The organism is Gloeotrichia echinulata CP02 (genome assembly GCA_038087035.1).
Classification (GTDB): domain Bacteria; phylum Cyanobacteriota; class Cyanobacteriia; order Cyanobacteriales; family Nostocaceae; genus Gloeotrichia; species Gloeotrichia echinulata.
Genome location: CP051187.1, coordinates 2,753,768 through 2,771,875 on the forward strand (window position 1 = coordinate 2,753,768; position 18,108 = coordinate 2,771,875).

An 18,108-nucleotide genomic window follows, 5' to 3' on the forward strand; every position below is an offset into this window, starting at 1 on the left:
GAGATTTTCTTCTGCTATTCAATAAGCGTATGATTCCCACCCACCCTGTTTTATGACTGTAAGCAACTCAAAAAAGATAGTTAAAGCTAGTCTCTGGATAACTGTTAGCTTTGGTATGGGAAAAGTAGCTCAGTTAATTGCTCAAGCTATTTTGGCTCGCTTGTTGTCGCCTGAAGACTTTGGAATTTGGGCAATGGTTCTAGTCTTATCAAATTTCTCACTTCTGTTTAGAGATACTACTATTGCCCAAGTCCTAGTACAAAGAGGTTTGGATGATTCTAAACTAGTTAACATTGTCTACAGCATAGGAGTCAATGTTTCTATAATTTTGTTTTTCATCCAAGTTTTAGCAGGATTCCCTCTTTCCTACTTTTTTAACAAGCCAATTTTATGCCCTTTAACGGCACTTTCAGCTTTTGTCTTCCTAATTGGAGCAGGTGCAGGTTCTCATACGGCAATACTACAACGAAAAATGAAGTTTAAAGAGCTAGCTATTTGTGATATGCTTGCTAATTTTTCACGAGTATCTAGCTTGGTTATTAGCTCAATGTTGGGATGGGGATTTTGGTCATTTGCAATTGGAGAAATAGCGATGGCTTTGGTAGATTCGTTGTTAAAACAGTTTTTTAGTCAGTATGAATTTAAATACCTTTTTCATCTAGAAAAATCTAAAGTTAATGAAATAAAAGAGTTTATTTTTGGGGTTTTAGGAAGTAAGATAGCTGTTCAACTCAATATAACAGGAGATAACTTAATTGTTGGCAAGCTTTTAGGAACTCAATCTCTTGGCTACTATAGTGTTGCTTATCAACTAGCTACCACACCAGCATTTGCATTTTCTCAGATTAATAATCGTGTTATTTTCTCTGCTATCTCACAAACGAGCGAGGGGAGCAAAGAACCTAAAATTAAAAAAGTTATCGAATATTATGCTATTACTGCTGGTTTAATATATGGGTTAGCATTTACTTTAACGCCAGAACTAATTACACTTGTTTACGGCAATACTTGGAAGCAATCTATTCCTATATGTCAAACTATACTGATCTATTCTTATATGGCAGGATTTATGTCAATCCTTGGTGCCTATCTGTTATCCATCAATAAATCTCTAGACATTGCGCGAATCGATTGGTTCATCGTACCGTTTTCTCTAACTTCTTACGTCATTGGTGCTAACATAGCAGGCATACAAGGCGTTGCCATTGCCGTTACATCGGTTATGGGTTTTGCGGCTTCAACCTGGTATTTAATAGCTGCTTGTCGTAGCTCAGGAGCAAATATAAAATCATTTTTAAATTCAGCATTTATTCCGACTATATCTATAGCAATAGTTATGATTACAATACATATAATCCCTGGTATTCACAATGCAAATATTTATCTAAAGGTCTTAATTTTACTAGGTGCTTATATAGCAATGCTTACTTTAGTTTCTAAGGGTCGTTTACCTTTTAGTTTAATCAAATTTATGTTTCATGAAAGCTGGTTTAATATCTAATAAATATACTTCAGTATATTGTTAATTAATTTTTTGCCATTTTCCTAATCACATTGAGGTAAAATCTATGAACCAAAAGTATCACGCTTTATCAATTACTAATCAGTTTCTTGGACATCGCACATATGGTCAGTTATTGAGAGATTACTTCAAAAACTCAAATTCCCCTGGTTCAGTAGATTTCTACTGGTTTATGGATGAGTGTAAAAATTTACAATGGCTGCTCACTAGACCCTTTTATCGCAAGTTCCCGAACTCTTGGATTCAACAACGGAATCTAGATGTTCAATGTCTTCGTTCTGAACTTATATCAGCCTATATTACTAAGTCTTTGATCAAAAAAAACTTATATAAAAAACCATATACAGTCATGCACTTACACACTCAAGTTATGGCGCTCTTAGCCCTAGAGTACATGAAAAAAATCCCTACTGTTGTTAGTATTGACTTTACCGCTGCACTCGTATCTAGAGAAATGTCTGATAGTCGCTTTCAGTGGACTTATGCTCCTAATATTTTAATAGAGCAAAGAGTTTTTCATGCTGCATCGCGAATTATTTCCTGGTCAGAGTTAGCTAAAAAATCTGTTGTTGAAGATTATGGTATTCATGAAGACAAAGTTATAGTAATTCCTCCCGGAGTTAATTTAAGTATCTTGGATGTTGATAATAATTTTAGATCACACAATTCTCAAGCTTGTAATATCCTCTTTGTCGGTGGAGACTTTACAAGAAAAGGAGGTCATGATTTGTTATCAGTCTTTCTAGAAAGTCTTTCAGATTCAGCAACTCTTCATTTAGTTACTAAAGCAACCATAGAATGTAGTCACCCTCAAGTTCGAGTTTATAATAATATCACTGCCTACTCCCCAGAATGGAAAGCCCTTTATCAGCAGGCAGACATTTTTGTAATGCCTAGTTATAGTGAAGGATTACCTCAAGTTTTCATGGAAGCAATGGGATTTGGGCTTCCAGTAGTTGCAACAAATCTACCTCAGATCGAAGAGGTTATTATTGATGGGGTAACAGGTTTTATGATTCCTCCTGGTAATCGACATGAATTAGCACAACGGCTTAAAACTCTGATTGAAAATCCTACCTTAAGACTTGAAATGGGCATAAAAGGTAAGCAAGTTGCTCAGATAAAATTTGATATTAATAAAAACTTTTTCCTTATAGAAAGCCTGTTTCAAGCAATTTCAAAGTTATAGTATTTACTGATTAAAATCTGGTATTACACTAAGATTTATTAGTAAGATCATTGGGTATACAATAAACGGTTATCCTCATACTGCATAGGTTTTGAGCCGAGCAATAAATTTCAAGCGAGAAGCACAAACCCATTGAAATAGTTTAAAGGATTACCCAGTAGGCTTTTAGCTTACTTTAGCTATGATCAATTACTTTAGTTATCGGCGGTTTTTCGGGCAAAACTTACGCATTATTGACGATTATCCAAATTTTTTGTGTACTGAATAAATGGAATATTTTATTTAGCTCTACATTTCCTTCTATATGCTTTATCTGCTTATCTTATGCTCTGGCTACCATCAATGTCAGAACAGATGTTAATTAACATTTAAACAAAAATTATCCTTATATATGACTTATACTTAAGTTTTTATTTAGAAAATGGAAACGCATTTTTTTTGCTGTAAACCTAAATGATGATTTTATAAAATGCCAAAAATTTCTGCATATCTTTATATACTTTTTATATTTACTGTCAGCCATACGTGTTATTATGTTAGTGGAAGAACATTCAATAATTAGTGTTTTTCCTTTGTAGTCTTTTCATTAATTGAAAGCAAAATTGGGAGTATCCCAAATATGCAAATTGCCCTGTATTAAGGCACAGGCTCGGCAAACAGACTGAAAGTCAGGGGCTACAAAACAAACCTTGCTTAAGCAGGTATTATTAGTCTGCGTAGGTGGACTACGCCTGGATGCTTCTGCGAATTCTATTCGCCAAGTATTTTTGCAATCATTGGGATACTTCTGTAAAATAAAGCTTTCTTTCCCAAATATAGGCTACAAATAAAAACCCGTTGTCCCTCTGGCATTAGTAAAAAAATATGCCTTTGGAAGTCAACAGGTTCGATCTTGATGTTAATTAAAGCTATTCTATTTAATTTAACAATATTTTGCCAATGTAGACACTTGGCAAAATCTGTGTGTCATCTGCCTATAAATGGCGGTATTACTGCTGCGTTAAAACTTCAGAATAGCTTGAACGATGTAATTGATTTGCAACAACTAACTTACAACAAGGAACAAATTCTATGAATCCTATCATCGGTACACCCGGTCCTGATATTATTACAGGCACTTCTGTTCACGACGATATCAAAGGTCTTGCTGGTAATGACACCATCAGAGGTCTTGGTGGTAATGACACCATCAGAGGCGGAGATGATAATGACATCATCAGAGGCGGAGATGGTAACGATCTAATTAATGGTGGAAATGGTAATGACGAATTAAATGGCGGAAAAGGAAATGATGATTTGAGAGGATCTGCAGGGGATGATCTGCTAATAGGCGAAGCGGGAGATGACTTTCTCTATGGTGAGGCTGGTAACGATCGCTTGTACGGTGGCGCAGGTAAGGATAACCTCTCCGGTGGCGCAGGTAACGACATCCTCTCCGGTGGCGCAGATAACGACATCCTGACCGGTGGCGCTGGTAATGACCGATTAGCTGGTGGTACTGGTAACGATATCTTCAGATTCAACGCTACTACCGATGGCGTTGATCGGATTGTTGACTTTACTGCTGGTCAAGATAAGCTGCAATTGTCGGGTATATTCAAACCACTGGGGATTACCAACTTTGCAAGTGCGATCAGCGGTGGCTACCTGGAGGTAGTACAGCTAGGTACAAGCACTACATTGAAAGTTGATATCGATGGTAGTGCTGGTGCTGGTAGTTTCACCACATTGGCTACTCTCGACAGCACCACTGTAGCTGCCGTGAATCAAGCTAGCAACTTTATATTCTAAAAGCATTCAGGGAACTCCAAAAAATAAAAACAACCTCTTGAAGTTGTTGACAGTTGACTCCTAACTGTCAACTGTCAACAGTTCTGATGGGATATTTTTTTTATTTGGAAGTCCTGAATACTGCTTCCCATTTTGTTAATGAATGGGGTGTGCGTTAGGTTGCGGCTTCTTGTTTAAAACACAGGAACCGCAGCCTCTTTATTGCGCGCGTCCTGTAAGTCAGAAGTTAGGCACCACTTCGAGAGTTGCGCCCTTGTATCGCTACAATTCAAAATTCCAGAATAAGTAAGTCGGCGTTAAAAAATCAATCTATGTAACGAACTGTAAACTTAGGAAAGAAGCTCAAAAATGAATCGTTACAGGGTTTTTACAAAACGCAATATACCTTTGTTCGCTAATTATCATGTAAGTCTGTGGGAATAAGTAGGGCATATGCCCTACCTATTGTTAATTAGCGTTTTGACGATACCACTCTATGGTATTCTTTAGCCCTTGCTCGAAGCTTACTTGAGCAGTGAAACCAAAGGCTTCCTTTGCCCGTTCAGTATCTAAACAACGGCGGGGTTGACCATTAGGTTTGTCAGTTTCCCAAATAATTTCTCCCTCAAACTCCATTAACTCAGCTATGAGATTAATCAAGTCACGGATAGAGATTTCGTAACCGGTTCCCAAGTTAACAGGTTCAGAATCATTGAATAATTCGGTACCCATAACAATACCCCGGGCTGCATCTTCTGAATACAGAAACTCGCGGGTAGGACTACCATCACCCCAAACAGGGAGTTGCTTATCTCCCCTGAGTTGGGCTTCGTGAACTTTGCGAATTAAGGCCGGAATTACATGAGAACTTCTGGTGTCAAAGTTATCTTCAGGCCCGTATAAATTCACTGGTAGCAGGTAAATCCCATTCAAGCCATACTGCTGGCGGTAAGATTGCAATTGAACTAAAAGTGCTTTCTTCGCAACGCCATAGGGAGCATTGGTTTCTTCTGGATAACCATTCCAAAGGTCATCTTCTTTGAATGGTACGGGTGTGAATTTGGGATATGCACAGATAGTGCCAACACAGACAAATTTTTCTACCCCAGCCTGATAGGCAGCATGAATTAGCTGGGTGCCCATGATCAAGTTATCGTAGAACAACTCTGCTGGTTTTTCGCGGTTGAGACCGATACCACCAACGTGCGCTGCTAGGTGGATAATAATGTCTTGCTGGTCTACTGCACGCTGGCAATTTTCCCAAACACGCAGATCGTAGTCACGCGATCGCGGTATTGTAATCTTCTCACGGTCAGCCCCAGCTTTCAACAGATGATCTACTACCTGACGACCGAGGAACCCCGCTCCACCAGTGACGACAATCCTTTTATTTTTCAGTTCTAAGGCGGTCATATTTTTATCCTTGACGGTGTAAATCAGAAGTGAAGAGCGCCCAGTTGTTGACGAACAGTCGCAATATCTTGGACCACGGGCGAACCATTTCCATTCGGGTTAGCGCAACCGAATGCTTGCAAGTCTGCTTCCACCATCAAAGCGACAAGTCCCTCAAAGGTAACAGCAGGTTTCCAACCTAGCTTTTGTTGTGCTTTGGTAGAATCGCCAATTAGCAACTCTACTTCAGCTGGGCGAAGATAGCGCTCATCAAATTCGACATAATCTTCCCAATTCAGATTGACATGATTAAATGCCAGTTCCAGAAACTCTCTTACTGAGTGAGTTTCACCAGTAGCAATCACGTAATCATCTGGCTGGTCTTGCTGCAACATTAACCACATTGCCCGCACGTAATCCTTGGCGTAGCCCCAATCCCGTTTGGCATCAAGATTACCCATGTAAAGTTTTTTCTGCTTACCAACAACGATTTGCGCGATCGCTCTGGTAATTTTGCGTGTCACAAAGGTTTCACCGCGTCTGGGTGATTCATGGTTAAAAAGTATGCCATTACAAGCAAACAAATTATAAGACTCGCGGTAATTCACCGTTTGCCAGTGGGCATAAACTTTGGCACAAGCATAAGGGCTACGGGGATAAAAGGGCGTGGTCTCGCTCTGGGGTACTGCTTGTACTAAACCATACATTTCCGAAGAACCTGCTTGGTAGAAGCGCACCTCAATTCCGGTACGCCGTTGGTAGTCCCGAATTGCTTCTAACAAACGCAGCGTTCCCATACCAACTGCATCCACCGTATATTCCGGTGAATCAAAGCTGACCCTAACATGAGATTGAGCGCCCAAGTTATAAATTTCTGTTGGCTGCACTTCTTCTAAAATCCGGCGTAGCGTTGTACCATCCGTCAAGTCGCCATAGTGAAGAAACAACCGCACTCCCTCTTTATGGGGATCTTCATACATGTGATCGATGCGGTCTGTGTTAAAGGTGGAAGTCCGGCGAATGATACCATGAACTTCATAGCCTTGCTCTAGCAATAACTCACTCAAATATGAACCATCTTGACCGGTAATACCAGTAATCAACGCTCGCTTGTGTTCCGTCATGCTTAAATTATCCCCTGTATGTTTGATAAAATACTTGCAGGCCAACTGATACAACCTAGCAGCTAATTGCTACGTTGCCTAATGGGAAATCAACGAACTTTTGTTTAATAGTATAACTTTCCTTAGATAAATATACTTAATAATGATGAATTTAACAAGTAAGTCCTTTTAAAGGGAATCAAGCCTGTAGTGGGTTTCTGGATAATTTTTGCGAAATCTTTGCTAAAACTTCATATAGTTTGGCTTTTTTTATTAAGACTTAAATAATTTTAGCTATTCTATATAGAAACTAAATACTATTCTCTCAACAGAGGAAAATAAATATTGTGGGATTTGGTTTTTAGGACTTAGCTTTCCCGACAGAAGCCCCACGCTCACTCGAATGAGCGTGGGATGAATGGCGCGTGAGTGACGAATTGACCAACGAGCGAAATTGAGCATAGCGAAATCAGCAATGTTGGTCGGTGAGGAATGAACACTTTCTTGTTTTTTTTTCAAAATATTTGATATAATTTTAACCAGTAGGTGTAATCCAATTAAATGCTGAAAAGCAGCCTATTAAAATAAAAGCTAATTGTTTGGCTTAACCAAAGAACCGTGGGTAGCACAGTCAAAAAGCTCAGTCAATGTCTTCATAGAAGAGTCGCACAGAAGCCCACACTCACCTGAAAGGGAGTGTGTGGAGTACGTCACGACAAATTAGTAGCCAGTACTTAAGTATTTTATTACTGACTACTAACCTACGTACCCTTGTTGCATTGACCCTCCGAATTTTAGATTTTGGATACTTCTCGTAGAGAAGTATCCAAAATCCAAAATCCAAAATCGTTTGACGGATTTTACCCTTGAGCGTTCGTGTAGCGTGTGAGCAAGAGAAGGAGCGGGAGCCAAGGGCGTACTGATGCTAGTGTCTGGTCAAGAATTTGCATTTGGGGCAAAAGTTGCCCCACAGAGTAGCCGCTGAGATTTTTTCAGTATGCCCCGTTATTTTTGGGCATAATGACTACATCCACCGTTTTCAAGATAATCCATAAATCAAGCCAAAAATTTCTAAATTTGACATAATGCAGGTCTATTTGGACTCGACGCGGATAGGGAATGTCATTGCGGCCAGAAACTTGCCATAATCCAGTGATTCCCGGACGAATGGTTAAAATCTGGTCAATGTGACAACCGTATTTTGGCAGTTCTGCCGCGACTAAGGGTCGCGGACCGACAACACTCATGTCACCAATTAAAACGTTCCAGAACTGGGGAAATTCGTCCAAACTGGTAATTCGCAAAAAGCGCCCAATTTTCGTAATCCGCGGGTCTTTTTTGAGCTTAAAACTGGTCTCAAATTCTTGCCGCAGTTCAGGAGATGTTTCCATCATTTGCATGAGAATTTCATCGGCATTGGTCACCATCGTCCGGAATTTAATACAATTAAAACGCTTGTAGTTTTTACCCACCCGTTCTTGGACATAAAAAATTGGGCCTTTTGAGCTAAAAGCAATCAGCAAGGCCAAAATTAAGTAAACGGGGAAAAACAATATCAACACCGACAGAGAAAACACAATATCGAACAGTCGCTTGGCAAACTCTCCGTTTAAACCCTGAAAAGACAAACCCTTGGGTTTGAAATTAGGGGTCTTTTTCTGTTGATCACGTTTTAAGAAAGTACGCGATCGCTTGCCGGAGAGGAGTGAGCTCTGGGCAGTCATCATACTCCTTAATAATCCACACCACACATAGTCCCAATCTTAAAGCTAAAAGGAGATGCTTCTGGGAGAAAATTTCCAAAAGCCTACAAAACAGGTAAAAAAATCCAGATTATCACGCTAAAGACGGCCTGTGTTTGTTGCACTGATCTAAAAAGTCTAGATACTGAGCAGCAAACATTTGCGCTGAGAATTGGCGGGCGTGATCCCGCACCAACTCTGGATTAAAGGCACTCTGATACATTTCAAACTTTTCTACTGTCTCTACTAACGCCGCCTCAGTTTGCACCCTGAAGAAAATGCCAGTCCCCGTATCCACACAGGTGCTAATATCGCGCACCGTTTCTAAGGCACCCCCTGCACCGTAGGCAATCACCGGTGTGCCACAAGCTTGTGCCTCCACTAAGGCAATGCCAAAATCTTCACAAGCTGCATATACAAACGCTTTGGCTTGAGCCATATATTTTTTTACCACCTCATCAGGTTGCCATCCAAGTATTTGTATATTATGATTCGCTATTTGGCGAATATGTTTCATCTGTGGACCAGTACCTATTACTACCAATGGTTTTTGCAGATGATTAAAGGCTTTGACAATCAAAGATACTTGCTTGTAACTCACTAACCGGGAAACTGTCAGATAAAAATCCTCTTTGTGAGGAGAAAATGGCAAGGCTTCGGTATTTACTGGTGGGTAAATAACGGTTGCGGTTCGCCGATAGCAGCGCCAAATCCGACGAGCTGTATGCTGTGAATTAGCAATAAAGTAATCAACGCGATTTGCACTCAATACATCCCACTGGCGTAAACGATGCAGTAAATAACGGGATATCCACCCAGCTACTCCACTCCCCACCTTACTTTGGCGCAGATAATCAAAGGTTAAGTCCCAGGCATAACGCATGGGGCTGTGACAGTAACAAATATGTATCTGATCGGGAGTGGTCAGAATTCCTTTAGCTACAGCATGAGAGGAAGAGAGAATCACCTCATACTGGCGCAAATCGAGTTGTTCAATCGCCAATGGCAACAAAGGCAAGTACTTTTGTACACCTTGGCGTGCATAGGGAAAGCGCTGCAGAAACGTTGTACCAATCTGACGTTTGTAAAGATAACTTTCAGGGTTACTGGATTCAAAGTCAATGAGGGCATACAAATCAGCGTCAAGATGATTCAGAATTTCCCGCACAACTAGTTCTGAACCGCCAGTGGCAATAGGAGTCAGCCACTCATGAACCAGAGCATATTTCAAGGGCACAGCTAACTTTAAATAGGTGGAAAATACTTAAGACAAATTATCAGGTTAACTGAAAAGTTTCCCTTGTGATTTCAGGAATGGGAAGCGCCCCTGGTTGAACCTAAGACGGAATTAAGTCAAAAGAGGTTCCAGAGGGATACAGCAACCTGATAACCTCAAAGACAAGGGGGATTGGGGATTGGGCATTGGGCATTGGGCATTGGGTATGGGGCATTGGGTATGGGGGATTAGGGAAAATTCTTCCCCAGTCCCCAGTCCCCAGTCCCCAGTCCCCAGTTCCCAGTCCCCAGTTCCCAATCCCCAATCCCTTGACAACAACTCACATAGGAATTGGGAATTTATGCGAATTTTGATCATGGGTGGCACTCGGTTCATTGGTGTTTATCTCACTCAACTGCTGGTGGAACAAGGACATGAGGTGGTACTATTCAATCGTGGTAATCGTCCAGCACCTTTGTTGCACTTGGTTGGACAAATTATAGGCGATCGCACTGACCCTACCCAGTTAAAGGAAAAGTTATCACAACAAAAATTTGATGTCATTTTTGACAATAATGGACGGGAACTTACTGATACTCAACCACTGGCAGAAATTTTTCAAGACCGTGTGCAACATTTTGTATATATGAGTTCAGCGGGGGTGTATCTCAAGTCAGACCAACTACCCCATGTAGAAGGCGATACTGTAGACCCGAAAAGTCGCCACAAAGGGAAGCATGAAACGGAAGCTTATCTGACCCAATTGGGATTGCCCTTTACCTCCATTCGTCCCACATACATTTATGGGCCTCGTAACTATAATGATTTAGAAAGCTGGTTTTTTGACAGAATCGTCCGCGATCGCCCTATTCCCATCCCTGGTAACGGTTTGCATATCACTCAGCTAGGTCACGTCCAAGACTTGGCCAGGGCGATGTCTCTGGTTGTCGGCAATCAGCAGGCAGTAGGTCAGATTTACAATATCTCTGGCGATCGCTTTGTCACTTTTGATGGTTTAGCTCGTGCTTGTGTACAAGCCGCAGGTAAATCACCCGATGCTGTGAAAATCGTCCATTACGACCCGAAAAAGTTTGATTTCGGTAAACGTAAAGGTTTTCCTCTGCGGGTGCAGCATTTCTTCGCATCCGTGAATAAGGCGCAAACAGAATTGGGCTGGTTACCTGAGTATGATTTAATTTCTGGCTTGACTGACTCATTTAACAATGATTATCTGGCAACTGGGCGAGATAAAAGCGAGGTAGATTTCTCCGTGGATGAAGAAATTTTACAAGTTTTTTAACTAAATCCTCTAATAATCTCCAAAAAGACGAAGGCTCAGAACGTTAGGGGGATGCGGGGCAATACTGCGTAGGATTTGCAGGGGAGGCAGGGGAAGCAGGGGAAGCAGGGGAGGCAAAACTCTTCCCCTGCCTCCATTTCTCCCCCTGCTTGCCTCAACCAAGAAATTCCAAAACTTACGCAGTATTGGGATGCGGGGGATGGGGGATGTTGAATAATTTTCACTATTCCCCCATCTCGCCGACTGGGAACTGCTTCTCAGCCCTGCGTGCCCATATTCTCTCAAGAGGGAAAATATAGATAGGTACTTTACCAGAAATGTTCTCCCAAAGTCTTGACTTTAAAGAGCCACTTACTCTATTTTATTTTGGGAAACCGAAAGACCGTAGTATACTCCTAATGCTGATAATTTGATATTTGGGATTTTAGATAATAGATTCGTTTTTGACCGCATCCAAGGGTGTGCCTAACAAATCTAAAATTGTCCATTTAAAATCCTCAAATATCTTACAATTGTGGTTGTTATTAATCCCGAATCACCCATCTAAAATTGAAAAAATAATTGACTATTATTAAATCGATTTAGCAATTCATTAAACAGGAAAAATCATCAAATATGGCTACAGTATTGGTAACAGGAGGCGCAGGATTCATCGGGGCTAATTTTATCCTTCTGGCTAGGAAGGAAAAATGGGCTAATGTCGTGAATCTAGATAAATTGACTTATGCCAGTAACCTACAAAATTTAGCAGAACTGCAAGAAGATTCAAACCATAATTTTGTGCAAGGAGATATTGGTAACGTAGAGTTAGTCAGTTATCTATTAGAGCAGTATCAGCCGGATGCAATTATTAATTTTGCGGCAGAAAGTCATGTTGACCGTTCAATTCTCAGTCCCCGTGACTTTATCGATACTAATGTAGTGGGAACATTTCAATTACTAGAAGCAACCAGATTCTACTGGCAAAAACTATCATCATCAAGACAACAGCAATTTCGCTTTTTGCATGTCTCTACAGATGAAGTCTACGGTTCACTCAATCCCCAAGAACCAGCCTTTCGAGAAGATACTCCCTATGCACCCAATAGTCCCTATGCAGCATCCAAAGCTGCATCTGATCATTTTGTCCGAGCATACTATCACACCTATGGACTGCCAACTTTAACAACCAATTGCTCCAATAACTATGGACCTTATCAATTTCCTGAAAAATTAATTCCTTTAATCATTCTCAATGCTTTAGATAGTAAAAATCTACCTATATATGGAGATGGTCAAAATGTCCGTGATTGGCTTTATGTTACCGACCACTGCGAGGCTATTTACCTCGTTCTCCAACAAGGCAAAATTGGGGAAACTTATAATATTGGTGGACTAAACGAACAAGCTAACTTGACAGTTGTGGAAAAAATTTGTGCGATTCTTGATGAGTTAGCCCCTAAATCAGACTTTCGCCACTCTTCTTTAATAACTTTTGTCAAAGACCGTCCAGGCCATGACAGAAGATATGCAATTGATTGTACTAAAATCAACCGCGATTTAGGTTGGGAACCAAAAGAAAACTTTGACAGCGGTTTACTCAAAACAGTTCAATGGTATCTCACTAACTCTGATTGGGTAAATCTGGTGCGTTCAGGAGCTTATCAAAACTGGCTGAAACAAAATTATGAAAATAGAAAATCATAGACTCCAACAGTCTCAAGTGAGTATTTAAACCGCGTCTAACTTGAAAACTGTAGTTTTTTGCCAAATTTTTATTTTTGTGTTCGCGCAGCCTGTCTGCAGGACTTATGCTTCCTACGTCGCCATGACACAACACATAATTTAAAACTCCAGGTTTCAACATGGACGAGGTTTATCATCTAAAAGCTCAAATCCACAATCTAAAATTGGCATGAAAGGTATTATTCTAGCTGGCGGCTCTGGTACACGTCTTTACCCTCTCACCTATGTTGTCAGTAAACAATTGATGCCTGTTTACGACAAGCCGATGATCTATTATCCGTTGTCTGTATTGATGCTAGCAGGCATTCGGGAGATTTTAATTATTTCGACACCTAATGATTTGCCATTGTTTCAGCGACTTTTAAAAGATGGTAGTCAGTGGGGTGTGCAATTTAGTTATGTTGCTCAACCACAGCCTGAAGGTTTAGCCCAAGCCTTTATTTTGGGCAAAGATTTTATTGCCAACGAGCCTGTATGCTTAATTTTAGGCGATAACATTTTTTATGGACATGGTTTGACAGAAGTGCTGCTTCGGGCTGCAAATCTGAAGAAAGGTGGATTAGTTTTTGGCTATCAGGTGCAAGATCCAGAGCGATATGGAGTCATTGAATTTGATGCAGATGGACGAGCAATTAGTATCGAAGAAAAGCCCTTAAATCCCAAGTCTAAGTATGCTGTACCAGGCATATATTTTTATGATTCCCAAGTAGTAGAAATTGCTTCTAAACTGAAGCCTTCTGTACGTAATGAACTAGAAATTACTGATTTGAATCTGGCTTATTTGCAGCAAGGTCAATTGCGAGTAGAACTTTTAGGTCGAGGATATGCTTGGTTAGACACTGGTACTCATGAATCCCTACATCAGGCTGGTAACTTTATCCAAACCCTAGAAGAACGCCAGGGTTTGAAAATAGCTTGTCTTGAAGAAATTTCCTACAATCAAGGATATATTAACTCATCCCAACTTCGTCAATTGGCTCAGTCTATGGCTAAAAGTAGTTATGGTCGTTACCTGATGACAATTTTAGATAATGACCAACACTCTGAAACTAGACAACAGTTTAATGAACTGGAAAAGTAAGCTATTGATAAATCCTCTGCAAATTTTAATTCATTGGCTGGACAAACCAAGCCCTAGGCAAATTGAGGTATTAGGCATTATTTGTAGTGATCGCTTTAGCCCTCATTAGCAAACTTTTAGGGACTTCCAAATAAAAAATAATTGGATATTTTTTATTTGTTGTATCAAGTGTGTCAGTTAATAGGAGTATTACAATGAAGTTAATTCAGACAGAAATTCCTGATGTGCGAGTGATTGAGCCACAAGTTTTTGGAGATGATCGCGGCTTTTTTTATGAAAGTTATAACGAAAAAGTCTGGCTAGAAAAAGCAGGTATTAGTGAGAATTTCGTCCAAGACAATCATTCCCGTTCTGCGAAAAATGTCTTGCGTGGCTTGCATTATCAAATTCAGCAGCCCCAAGGAAAACTTGTGAGAGTAGTAGTAGGTTCAGTATTTGATGTAGCTGTGGATTTGCGAAAAAGTTCCCAGACTTTTGGTCAGTGGGTTGGGACTGAATTGACAGCCGATAATAAACGACAGCTTTGGATACCAGCAGGTTTTGCTCACGGTTTTTTGGTACTTTCGGAATATGCGGAATTTTTGTACAAAACTACAGCCTACTATGCACCCCAGTATGATCGAACTATTTTATGGAATGACCCTAATTTAGCGATCGCCTGGCCAATTCAAGAGGAACCAATCCTTTCCAAAAAAGATCAAGCGGGTAAGTTGTTCCCAGACGCGGAGGTGTTTGCATGAAAATTCTCTTAACAGGTGTCACAGGTCAACTAGGCTGGGAATTACAACGTACTTTGATGACTATCGGGGAAGTAATTCCCGTAGGGCGTAACGAATCTTTACAACTGGATTTAGCTCAAATAGATACTATTCGCCAGATAATTAGGGAGGTAAAACCCGACTTGATTGTTAACCCAGCTGCTTACACAGCAGTAGATAAGGCAGAATCAGAGCCAGAATTGGCAATGGCAATTAACGGCATTGCTCCTGGTGTGATTGCGTCAGAAGCCAAGAAAGTTGGTGCTGCTGTCATTCATTATTCGACAGATTATGTTTTTGATGGCAATCAACAAACAGCATATACTGAGCAAGATCAACCAGACCCACAAAACATCTATGGTAAAACAAAATTAGCAGGTGAGCAGGCGATCGCATCTGTGGGTGTACCCCATTTAATTTTACGCACCAGTTGGGTTTATGGGTCGCGGGGTAAGAATTTTTTATTAACTATGTTGAGGCTAGCTCAAGAACGGGAAGAAATCAGAGTAGTTGATGACCAAATTGGCGCACCTACTTGGAGCCGGATGATTGCTGAAGTTACAGCCCAAATTTTATCTCAGGCTCCAGATCATGTCTCTGATTTTTTAACTAGTAAAGGTGGATTATATCACCTAACAGCCAGTGGACAAACTAGTTGGTATAGCTTTGCTAAAACAATTTTTGCACTTGATGTGAAGCAGAATGAACGAAAATTACAGCGGTTGATAGCGATTACCACCAAGGAATATCCTACACCAGCCAGTAGACCAGCTTATTCGCTATTAAATAATCAGAAGTTGTCTCATACTTTTGGGCTGATTTTGCCTGATTGGCAAAGGAGTTTAGAGTTAGTGTTGGCTACAAATAAATAGGGGTTGCTGAAAAAGAAAGAAAAGCATTCATTATTGTTCTCCTTTTCTTAGTTTGTGGTTATTGGTTTTCATCTGTCTGACCCAACACAGTGTTAGACTTATAGGTGGAGTTCAAAACTGAAGAAAGATGAAAACCTATACTTTTGATGCAATTGTAGAGCTAGTAGAAGAAATGTCTGATGATGAACAGATTACCCTAATTGAGTTAATTAAGCAACGACTTAGAGAAAAGCGCAGGGATGAGATTTCCCTCAATATTGTTCGTGCTAATGAAGAATATCTGAATGGGGAAGTGTTCCGAGGAACAGTGGCTGATGTAATGGCACAATTAAAACAATGAGAACAATTGTATTAGCCTCTTCGTTCAAACGAGCTTTCAGATCTTTAATCCGGCGAGAACCTGAGATGGAGGCAAAAATAACAGATCGACTAGAATTGTTAGCTACTGATCCGTTTGATCCGTCGCTCAAAACTCATAAGCTCAAAGGAAAGCTATCCGGTGCCTGGGCTTGCACTGTAGAGTACGACTGTAGAATAGTATTTAATTTCCAGAAACATCCAGATTCGGAAGTAGAAGAGATTCTTCTAATTGATATTGGCAGCCATGATGAGGTTTATTGAGTGACTTAGCTTTTGCGGTATAAATACAAGCTATATAGGGTTTTCCTGGAGTGCTTTGCTGAATATAAGGTAGAGCAAAAGCACGGATAGTCTTACCATAAGGTAGTTCTTGAGAACTTTCTAGATACTTGGAAAACTCTACATCACCTAAAGCAGCAATAGACAAATTGCACTGCGGATCAAAATCGATGGCTAATACTTTCTTGCCTTTGTCTGCTAATGATGTCGCTAAATTCCAAATTGTAGTTGTTTTTCCTACACCACCTTTATTGTTGAACAGTGCAATTACTTTTACCATTTGTCTTTCCTTTTTCAGCAGTAACCCGGTGAAAATTATTCGCTACCAGCAAATCTTGTAGGGTGCGTTCATGTAATGTAACGCACCTTATTATACAGTCCAGTTTGTAGGATGCTTAAAATACTGACCTAAATGAAAGACATTCTAGCATTATTACAACACATCCCTCCCTAAAAACGATCGCAACACTTCCGGTACCAAAATCGTCCCATCTGCTTGCTGATAATTCTCCAAAATCGCCGCCATTGTCCTTCCCACAGCCAAACCGGAACCGTTGAGGGTATGCACAAATTGCGTCCCTTTCTTCCCAGCTTCCTTAAAGCGAATATCCGCCCGTCGCGCTTGGAAGTCAAAGCAATTAGAACAACTAGAAATTTCTCGATACTTACCAGAAGATGGAAGCCAGACTTCTAAATCATAGGTTTTCGTTGCCCCAAAACCTAAATCAGCTGTACAGAGATTAATCACACGGTAAGGTAATTTTAAAGCCTGTAAAATTGCTTCTGCATTCCCCACCAATTTTTCTAATTCATCAAAAGAAGTGCTGGGATGAACAACTTTCACCAACTCCACTTTATTAAATTGATGCAGACGAATTAAACCGCGCATATCCCGCCCATAACTTCCCGCTTCTCGACGAAAACAGGGAGTATAAGCACAGTGGTAAATTGGTAAATCTTCTGCAGCTAGAATTTCTCCCCGATAAAGATTGGTAACGGGAACTTCTGCTGTGGGAATCAACCACAATTCATCATCAGCACACTTAAAACTTTCTTCCGCAAACTTGGGTAATTGACCGGTTCCGGTTAAAGAATCAGTATTCACTAACAAAGGCGGACTAACTTCTAGATAGCCAGCTTCAGTTTGCGTCTTCAGCATAAAGTTAATTAATGCTCTCTCCAACGCCGCACCAGCACCGATGAGGGTAACAAAGCGACTTTGGGCAACTTTGACAGCCCGCTCAAAATTGAGAATACCCAACTTTTCGCCAATTTCCCAGTGGGGGATAATATTCGGGTTTTGGGGAAGGTACTCATCGCCCCAACGGCGGACTTCTACATTATCATCCTCAGTTTTGCCAATGGGTGTAGAGTCGCTGGGTAAATTGGGGAGTGCTAGTACTAATTGCTCAATTTCCGCCTTAATTTCTTTTTCTCGCGGTTCCAGTTCGCTCAATTGAGCTTTAATCGAGTTACCTTCATCCCGCAAGCCTTGAATTTCTGGTGATTGAGCATTTATACCAGATTTTATCTTCTGCCCGACGATTTTACCGATTTCGTTACTCCGGGCTTGGAGTTGACTGCGCGTCCCCTCTAGTTCCCGTTGTTGCTGATCTAACTGCAATATCGGTTGAATGTCGTATTTACCACTACGACTATTTAACCGTTCCTGAATTAACTGGGGATTTTCCCGTATTTGCTTAATATCCAGCACAGATTTTTCTTTTATTTTTCGCCTAGTTCTTTTTGCCAACAGACCAGCATATAGTTCCAAATCACATAGTTAAATATAGTCAGAC

17 protein-coding genes are annotated in these 18,108 nt (G+C 40.5%); 10 read left to right on the plus strand and 7 right to left on the minus strand.

Translation table 11 applies throughout. The features are described from left to right. Nucleotides 1–52 precede the first annotated feature (52 nt). From HEQ19_12170 to HEQ19_12180, 3 genes are all read left to right on the plus strand, one after another. On the plus strand, nucleotides 53–1,501 hold the full coding sequence (locus tag HEQ19_12170) for an oligosaccharide flippase family protein (GenBank protein ID WYM00161.1): 1,449 nt from the start codon (nucleotides 53–55) through the stop codon (nucleotides 1,499–1,501). Between the two features lie 67 nt (nucleotides 1,502–1,568). Then, nucleotides 1,569–2,711: a glycosyltransferase family 4 protein gene (locus HEQ19_12175; protein WYM00162.1), complete on the plus strand. Its 1,143-nt coding sequence runs from the start codon at nucleotides 1,569–1,571 to the stop codon at nucleotides 2,709–2,711. 1,071 nt (nucleotides 2,712–3,782) lie between these two features. Then, complete coding sequence (locus HEQ19_12180) at nucleotides 3,783–4,502, plus strand: calcium-binding protein (GenBank protein ID WYM00163.1); 720 nt, start codon at nucleotides 3,783–3,785, stop codon at nucleotides 4,500–4,502. 447 nt (nucleotides 4,503–4,949) lie between these two features. Here the strand turns inward: HEQ19_12180 and HEQ19_12185 are convergent, their stop codons facing one another. The 5 genes from HEQ19_12185 to HEQ19_12205 form a co-directional block, all read right to left on the minus strand. After that, nucleotides 4,950–5,894 carry a GDP-L-fucose synthase gene (locus HEQ19_12185; GenBank protein WYM00164.1) on the minus strand — a complete coding sequence of 315 codons (945 nt, stop codon included), beginning with the start codon at nucleotides 5,892–5,894 and terminating at the stop codon, nucleotides 4,950–4,952. Nucleotides 5,895–5,917: 23 nt separating this feature from the next. After that, a complete protein-coding gene (gene gmd / locus HEQ19_12190) occupies nucleotides 5,918–6,997 on the minus strand; it encodes a GDP-mannose 4,6-dehydratase (GenBank protein WYM00165.1) in 1,080 nt (359 codons plus the stop codon). A gap of 971 nt (nucleotides 6,998–7,968) precedes the next feature. Beyond that, entirely contained in the window at nucleotides 7,969–8,700 is a 732-nt protein-coding gene (locus HEQ19_12195; GenBank protein ID WYM03374.1) for a sugar transferase, read from the minus strand. A 112-nt stretch (nucleotides 8,701–8,812) separates the two neighbouring features. Then, nucleotides 8,813–9,955 carry a glycosyltransferase gene (locus HEQ19_12200; GenBank protein WYM00166.1) on the minus strand — a complete coding sequence of 381 codons (1,143 nt, stop codon included), beginning with the start codon at nucleotides 9,953–9,955 and terminating at the stop codon, nucleotides 8,813–8,815. Between the two features lie 111 nt (nucleotides 9,956–10,066). Beyond that, nucleotides 10,067–10,312 carry a hypothetical protein gene (locus HEQ19_12205; protein WYM00167.1) on the minus strand — a complete coding sequence of 82 codons (246 nt, stop codon included), beginning with the start codon at nucleotides 10,310–10,312 and terminating at the stop codon, nucleotides 10,067–10,069. Here HEQ19_12205 and HEQ19_12210 point away from each other — a divergent pair. The 7 genes from HEQ19_12210 (at nucleotide 10,296) to HEQ19_12240 (ending at nucleotide 16,291) form a co-directional block, all read left to right on the plus strand. Continuing rightward, entirely contained in the window at nucleotides 10,296–11,234 is a 939-nt protein-coding gene (locus HEQ19_12210) for an NAD-dependent epimerase/dehydratase family protein (GenBank protein ID WYM00168.1), read from the plus strand. The genes HEQ19_12205 and HEQ19_12210 overlap by 17 nt on opposite strands. A 615-nt stretch (nucleotides 11,235–11,849) precedes the next feature. Beyond that, nucleotides 11,850–12,920 carry a dTDP-glucose 4,6-dehydratase gene (gene rfbB, locus HEQ19_12215; protein ID WYM00169.1) on the plus strand — a complete coding sequence of 357 codons (1,071 nt, stop codon included), beginning with the start codon at nucleotides 11,850–11,852 and terminating at the stop codon, nucleotides 12,918–12,920. 208 nt (nucleotides 12,921–13,128) lie between these two features. Further along, on the plus strand, nucleotides 13,129–14,040 hold the full coding sequence (rfbA, locus tag HEQ19_12220) for a glucose-1-phosphate thymidylyltransferase RfbA (GenBank protein ID WYM00170.1): 912 nt from the start codon (nucleotides 13,129–13,131) through the stop codon (nucleotides 14,038–14,040). A gap of 194 nt (nucleotides 14,041–14,234) precedes the next feature. Continuing rightward, nucleotides 14,235–14,780 carry a dTDP-4-dehydrorhamnose 3,5-epimerase gene (rfbC, locus tag HEQ19_12225; protein WYM00171.1) on the plus strand — a complete coding sequence of 182 codons (546 nt, stop codon included), beginning with the start codon at nucleotides 14,235–14,237 and terminating at the stop codon, nucleotides 14,778–14,780. Then, nucleotides 14,777–15,670 (plus strand): dTDP-4-dehydrorhamnose reductase, encoded by an 894-nt coding sequence (gene rfbD, locus HEQ19_12230; GenBank protein WYM00172.1) that lies wholly within the window; start codon nucleotides 14,777–14,779, stop codon nucleotides 15,668–15,670. Before rfbC ends, rfbD begins: the two co-directional genes overlap by 4 nt. A 127-nt stretch (nucleotides 15,671–15,797) precedes the next feature. Continuing rightward, nucleotides 15,798–16,010 (plus strand): hypothetical protein, encoded by a 213-nt coding sequence (locus HEQ19_12235; GenBank protein ID WYM00173.1) that lies wholly within the window; start codon nucleotides 15,798–15,800, stop codon nucleotides 16,008–16,010. Then, on the plus strand, nucleotides 16,007–16,291 hold the full coding sequence (locus tag HEQ19_12240) for a type II toxin-antitoxin system mRNA interferase toxin, RelE/StbE family (GenBank protein ID WYM00174.1): 285 nt from the start codon (nucleotides 16,007–16,009) through the stop codon (nucleotides 16,289–16,291). The genes HEQ19_12235 and HEQ19_12240 overlap by 4 nt, the downstream gene beginning before the upstream one ends. On the opposite strand, the gene HEQ19_12245 is transcribed toward HEQ19_12240, so the two are convergent. Further along, nucleotides 16,212–16,589, minus strand: coding sequence for a ParA family protein (locus tag HEQ19_12245; GenBank protein ID WZI67192.1), 378 nt, complete (start codon nucleotides 16,587–16,589; stop codon nucleotides 16,212–16,214). The genes HEQ19_12240 and HEQ19_12245 overlap by 80 nt on opposite strands. A 153-nt stretch (nucleotides 16,590–16,742) precedes the next feature. Further along, a complete protein-coding gene (gene serS / locus HEQ19_12250; GenBank protein ID WYM03375.1) occupies nucleotides 16,743–18,023 on the minus strand; it encodes a serine--tRNA ligase in 1,281 nt (426 codons plus the stop codon). Between the last annotated feature and the right edge of the window lie 85 nt (nucleotides 18,024–18,108).

Excerpts from the sequence above, each read along its gene's own strand:
- HEQ19_12170 (WYM00161.1), top strand. The coding sequence starts at position 53 with ATGACTGTAAGCAACTCAAAAAAGATAGTTAAAGCTAGTCTCTGGATA.
- HEQ19_12175 (WYM00162.1), top strand. The coding sequence starts at position 1,569 with ATGAACCAAAAGTATCACGCTTTATCAATTACTAATCAGTTTCTTGGA.
- HEQ19_12180 (WYM00163.1), top strand. The coding sequence starts at position 3,783 with ATGAATCCTATCATCGGTACACCCGGTCCTGATATTATTACAGGCACT.
- HEQ19_12185 (WYM00164.1), bottom strand. The coding sequence starts at position 5,894 with ATGACCGCCTTAGAACTGAAAAATAAAAGGATTGTCGTCACTGGTGGA.
- gmd (WYM00165.1), bottom strand. The coding sequence starts at position 6,997 with ATGACGGAACACAAGCGAGCGTTGATTACTGGTATTACCGGTCAAGAT.
- HEQ19_12195 (WYM03374.1), bottom strand. The coding sequence starts at position 8,700 with ATGACTGCCCAGAGCTCACTCCTCTCCGGCAAGCGATCGCGTACTTTC.
- HEQ19_12210 (WYM00168.1), top strand. The coding sequence starts at position 10,296 with ATGCGAATTTTGATCATGGGTGGCACTCGGTTCATTGGTGTTTATCTC.
- HEQ19_12205 (WYM00167.1), bottom strand. The coding sequence starts at position 10,312 with ATGATCAAAATTCGCATAAATTCCCAATTCCTATGTGAGTTGTTGTCA.
- rfbB (WYM00169.1), top strand. The coding sequence starts at position 11,850 with ATGGCTACAGTATTGGTAACAGGAGGCGCAGGATTCATCGGGGCTAAT.
- rfbA (WYM00170.1), top strand. The coding sequence starts at position 13,129 with ATGAAAGGTATTATTCTAGCTGGCGGCTCTGGTACACGTCTTTACCCT.
- rfbC (WYM00171.1), top strand. The coding sequence starts at position 14,235 with ATGAAGTTAATTCAGACAGAAATTCCTGATGTGCGAGTGATTGAGCCA.
- rfbD (WYM00172.1), top strand. The coding sequence starts at position 14,777 with ATGAAAATTCTCTTAACAGGTGTCACAGGTCAACTAGGCTGGGAATTA.
- HEQ19_12235 (WYM00173.1), top strand. The coding sequence starts at position 15,798 with ATGAAAACCTATACTTTTGATGCAATTGTAGAGCTAGTAGAAGAAATG.
- HEQ19_12240 (WYM00174.1), top strand. The coding sequence starts at position 16,007 with ATGAGAACAATTGTATTAGCCTCTTCGTTCAAACGAGCTTTCAGATCT.
- HEQ19_12245 (WZI67192.1), bottom strand. The coding sequence starts at position 16,589 with ATGGTAAAAGTAATTGCACTGTTCAACAATAAAGGTGGTGTAGGAAAA.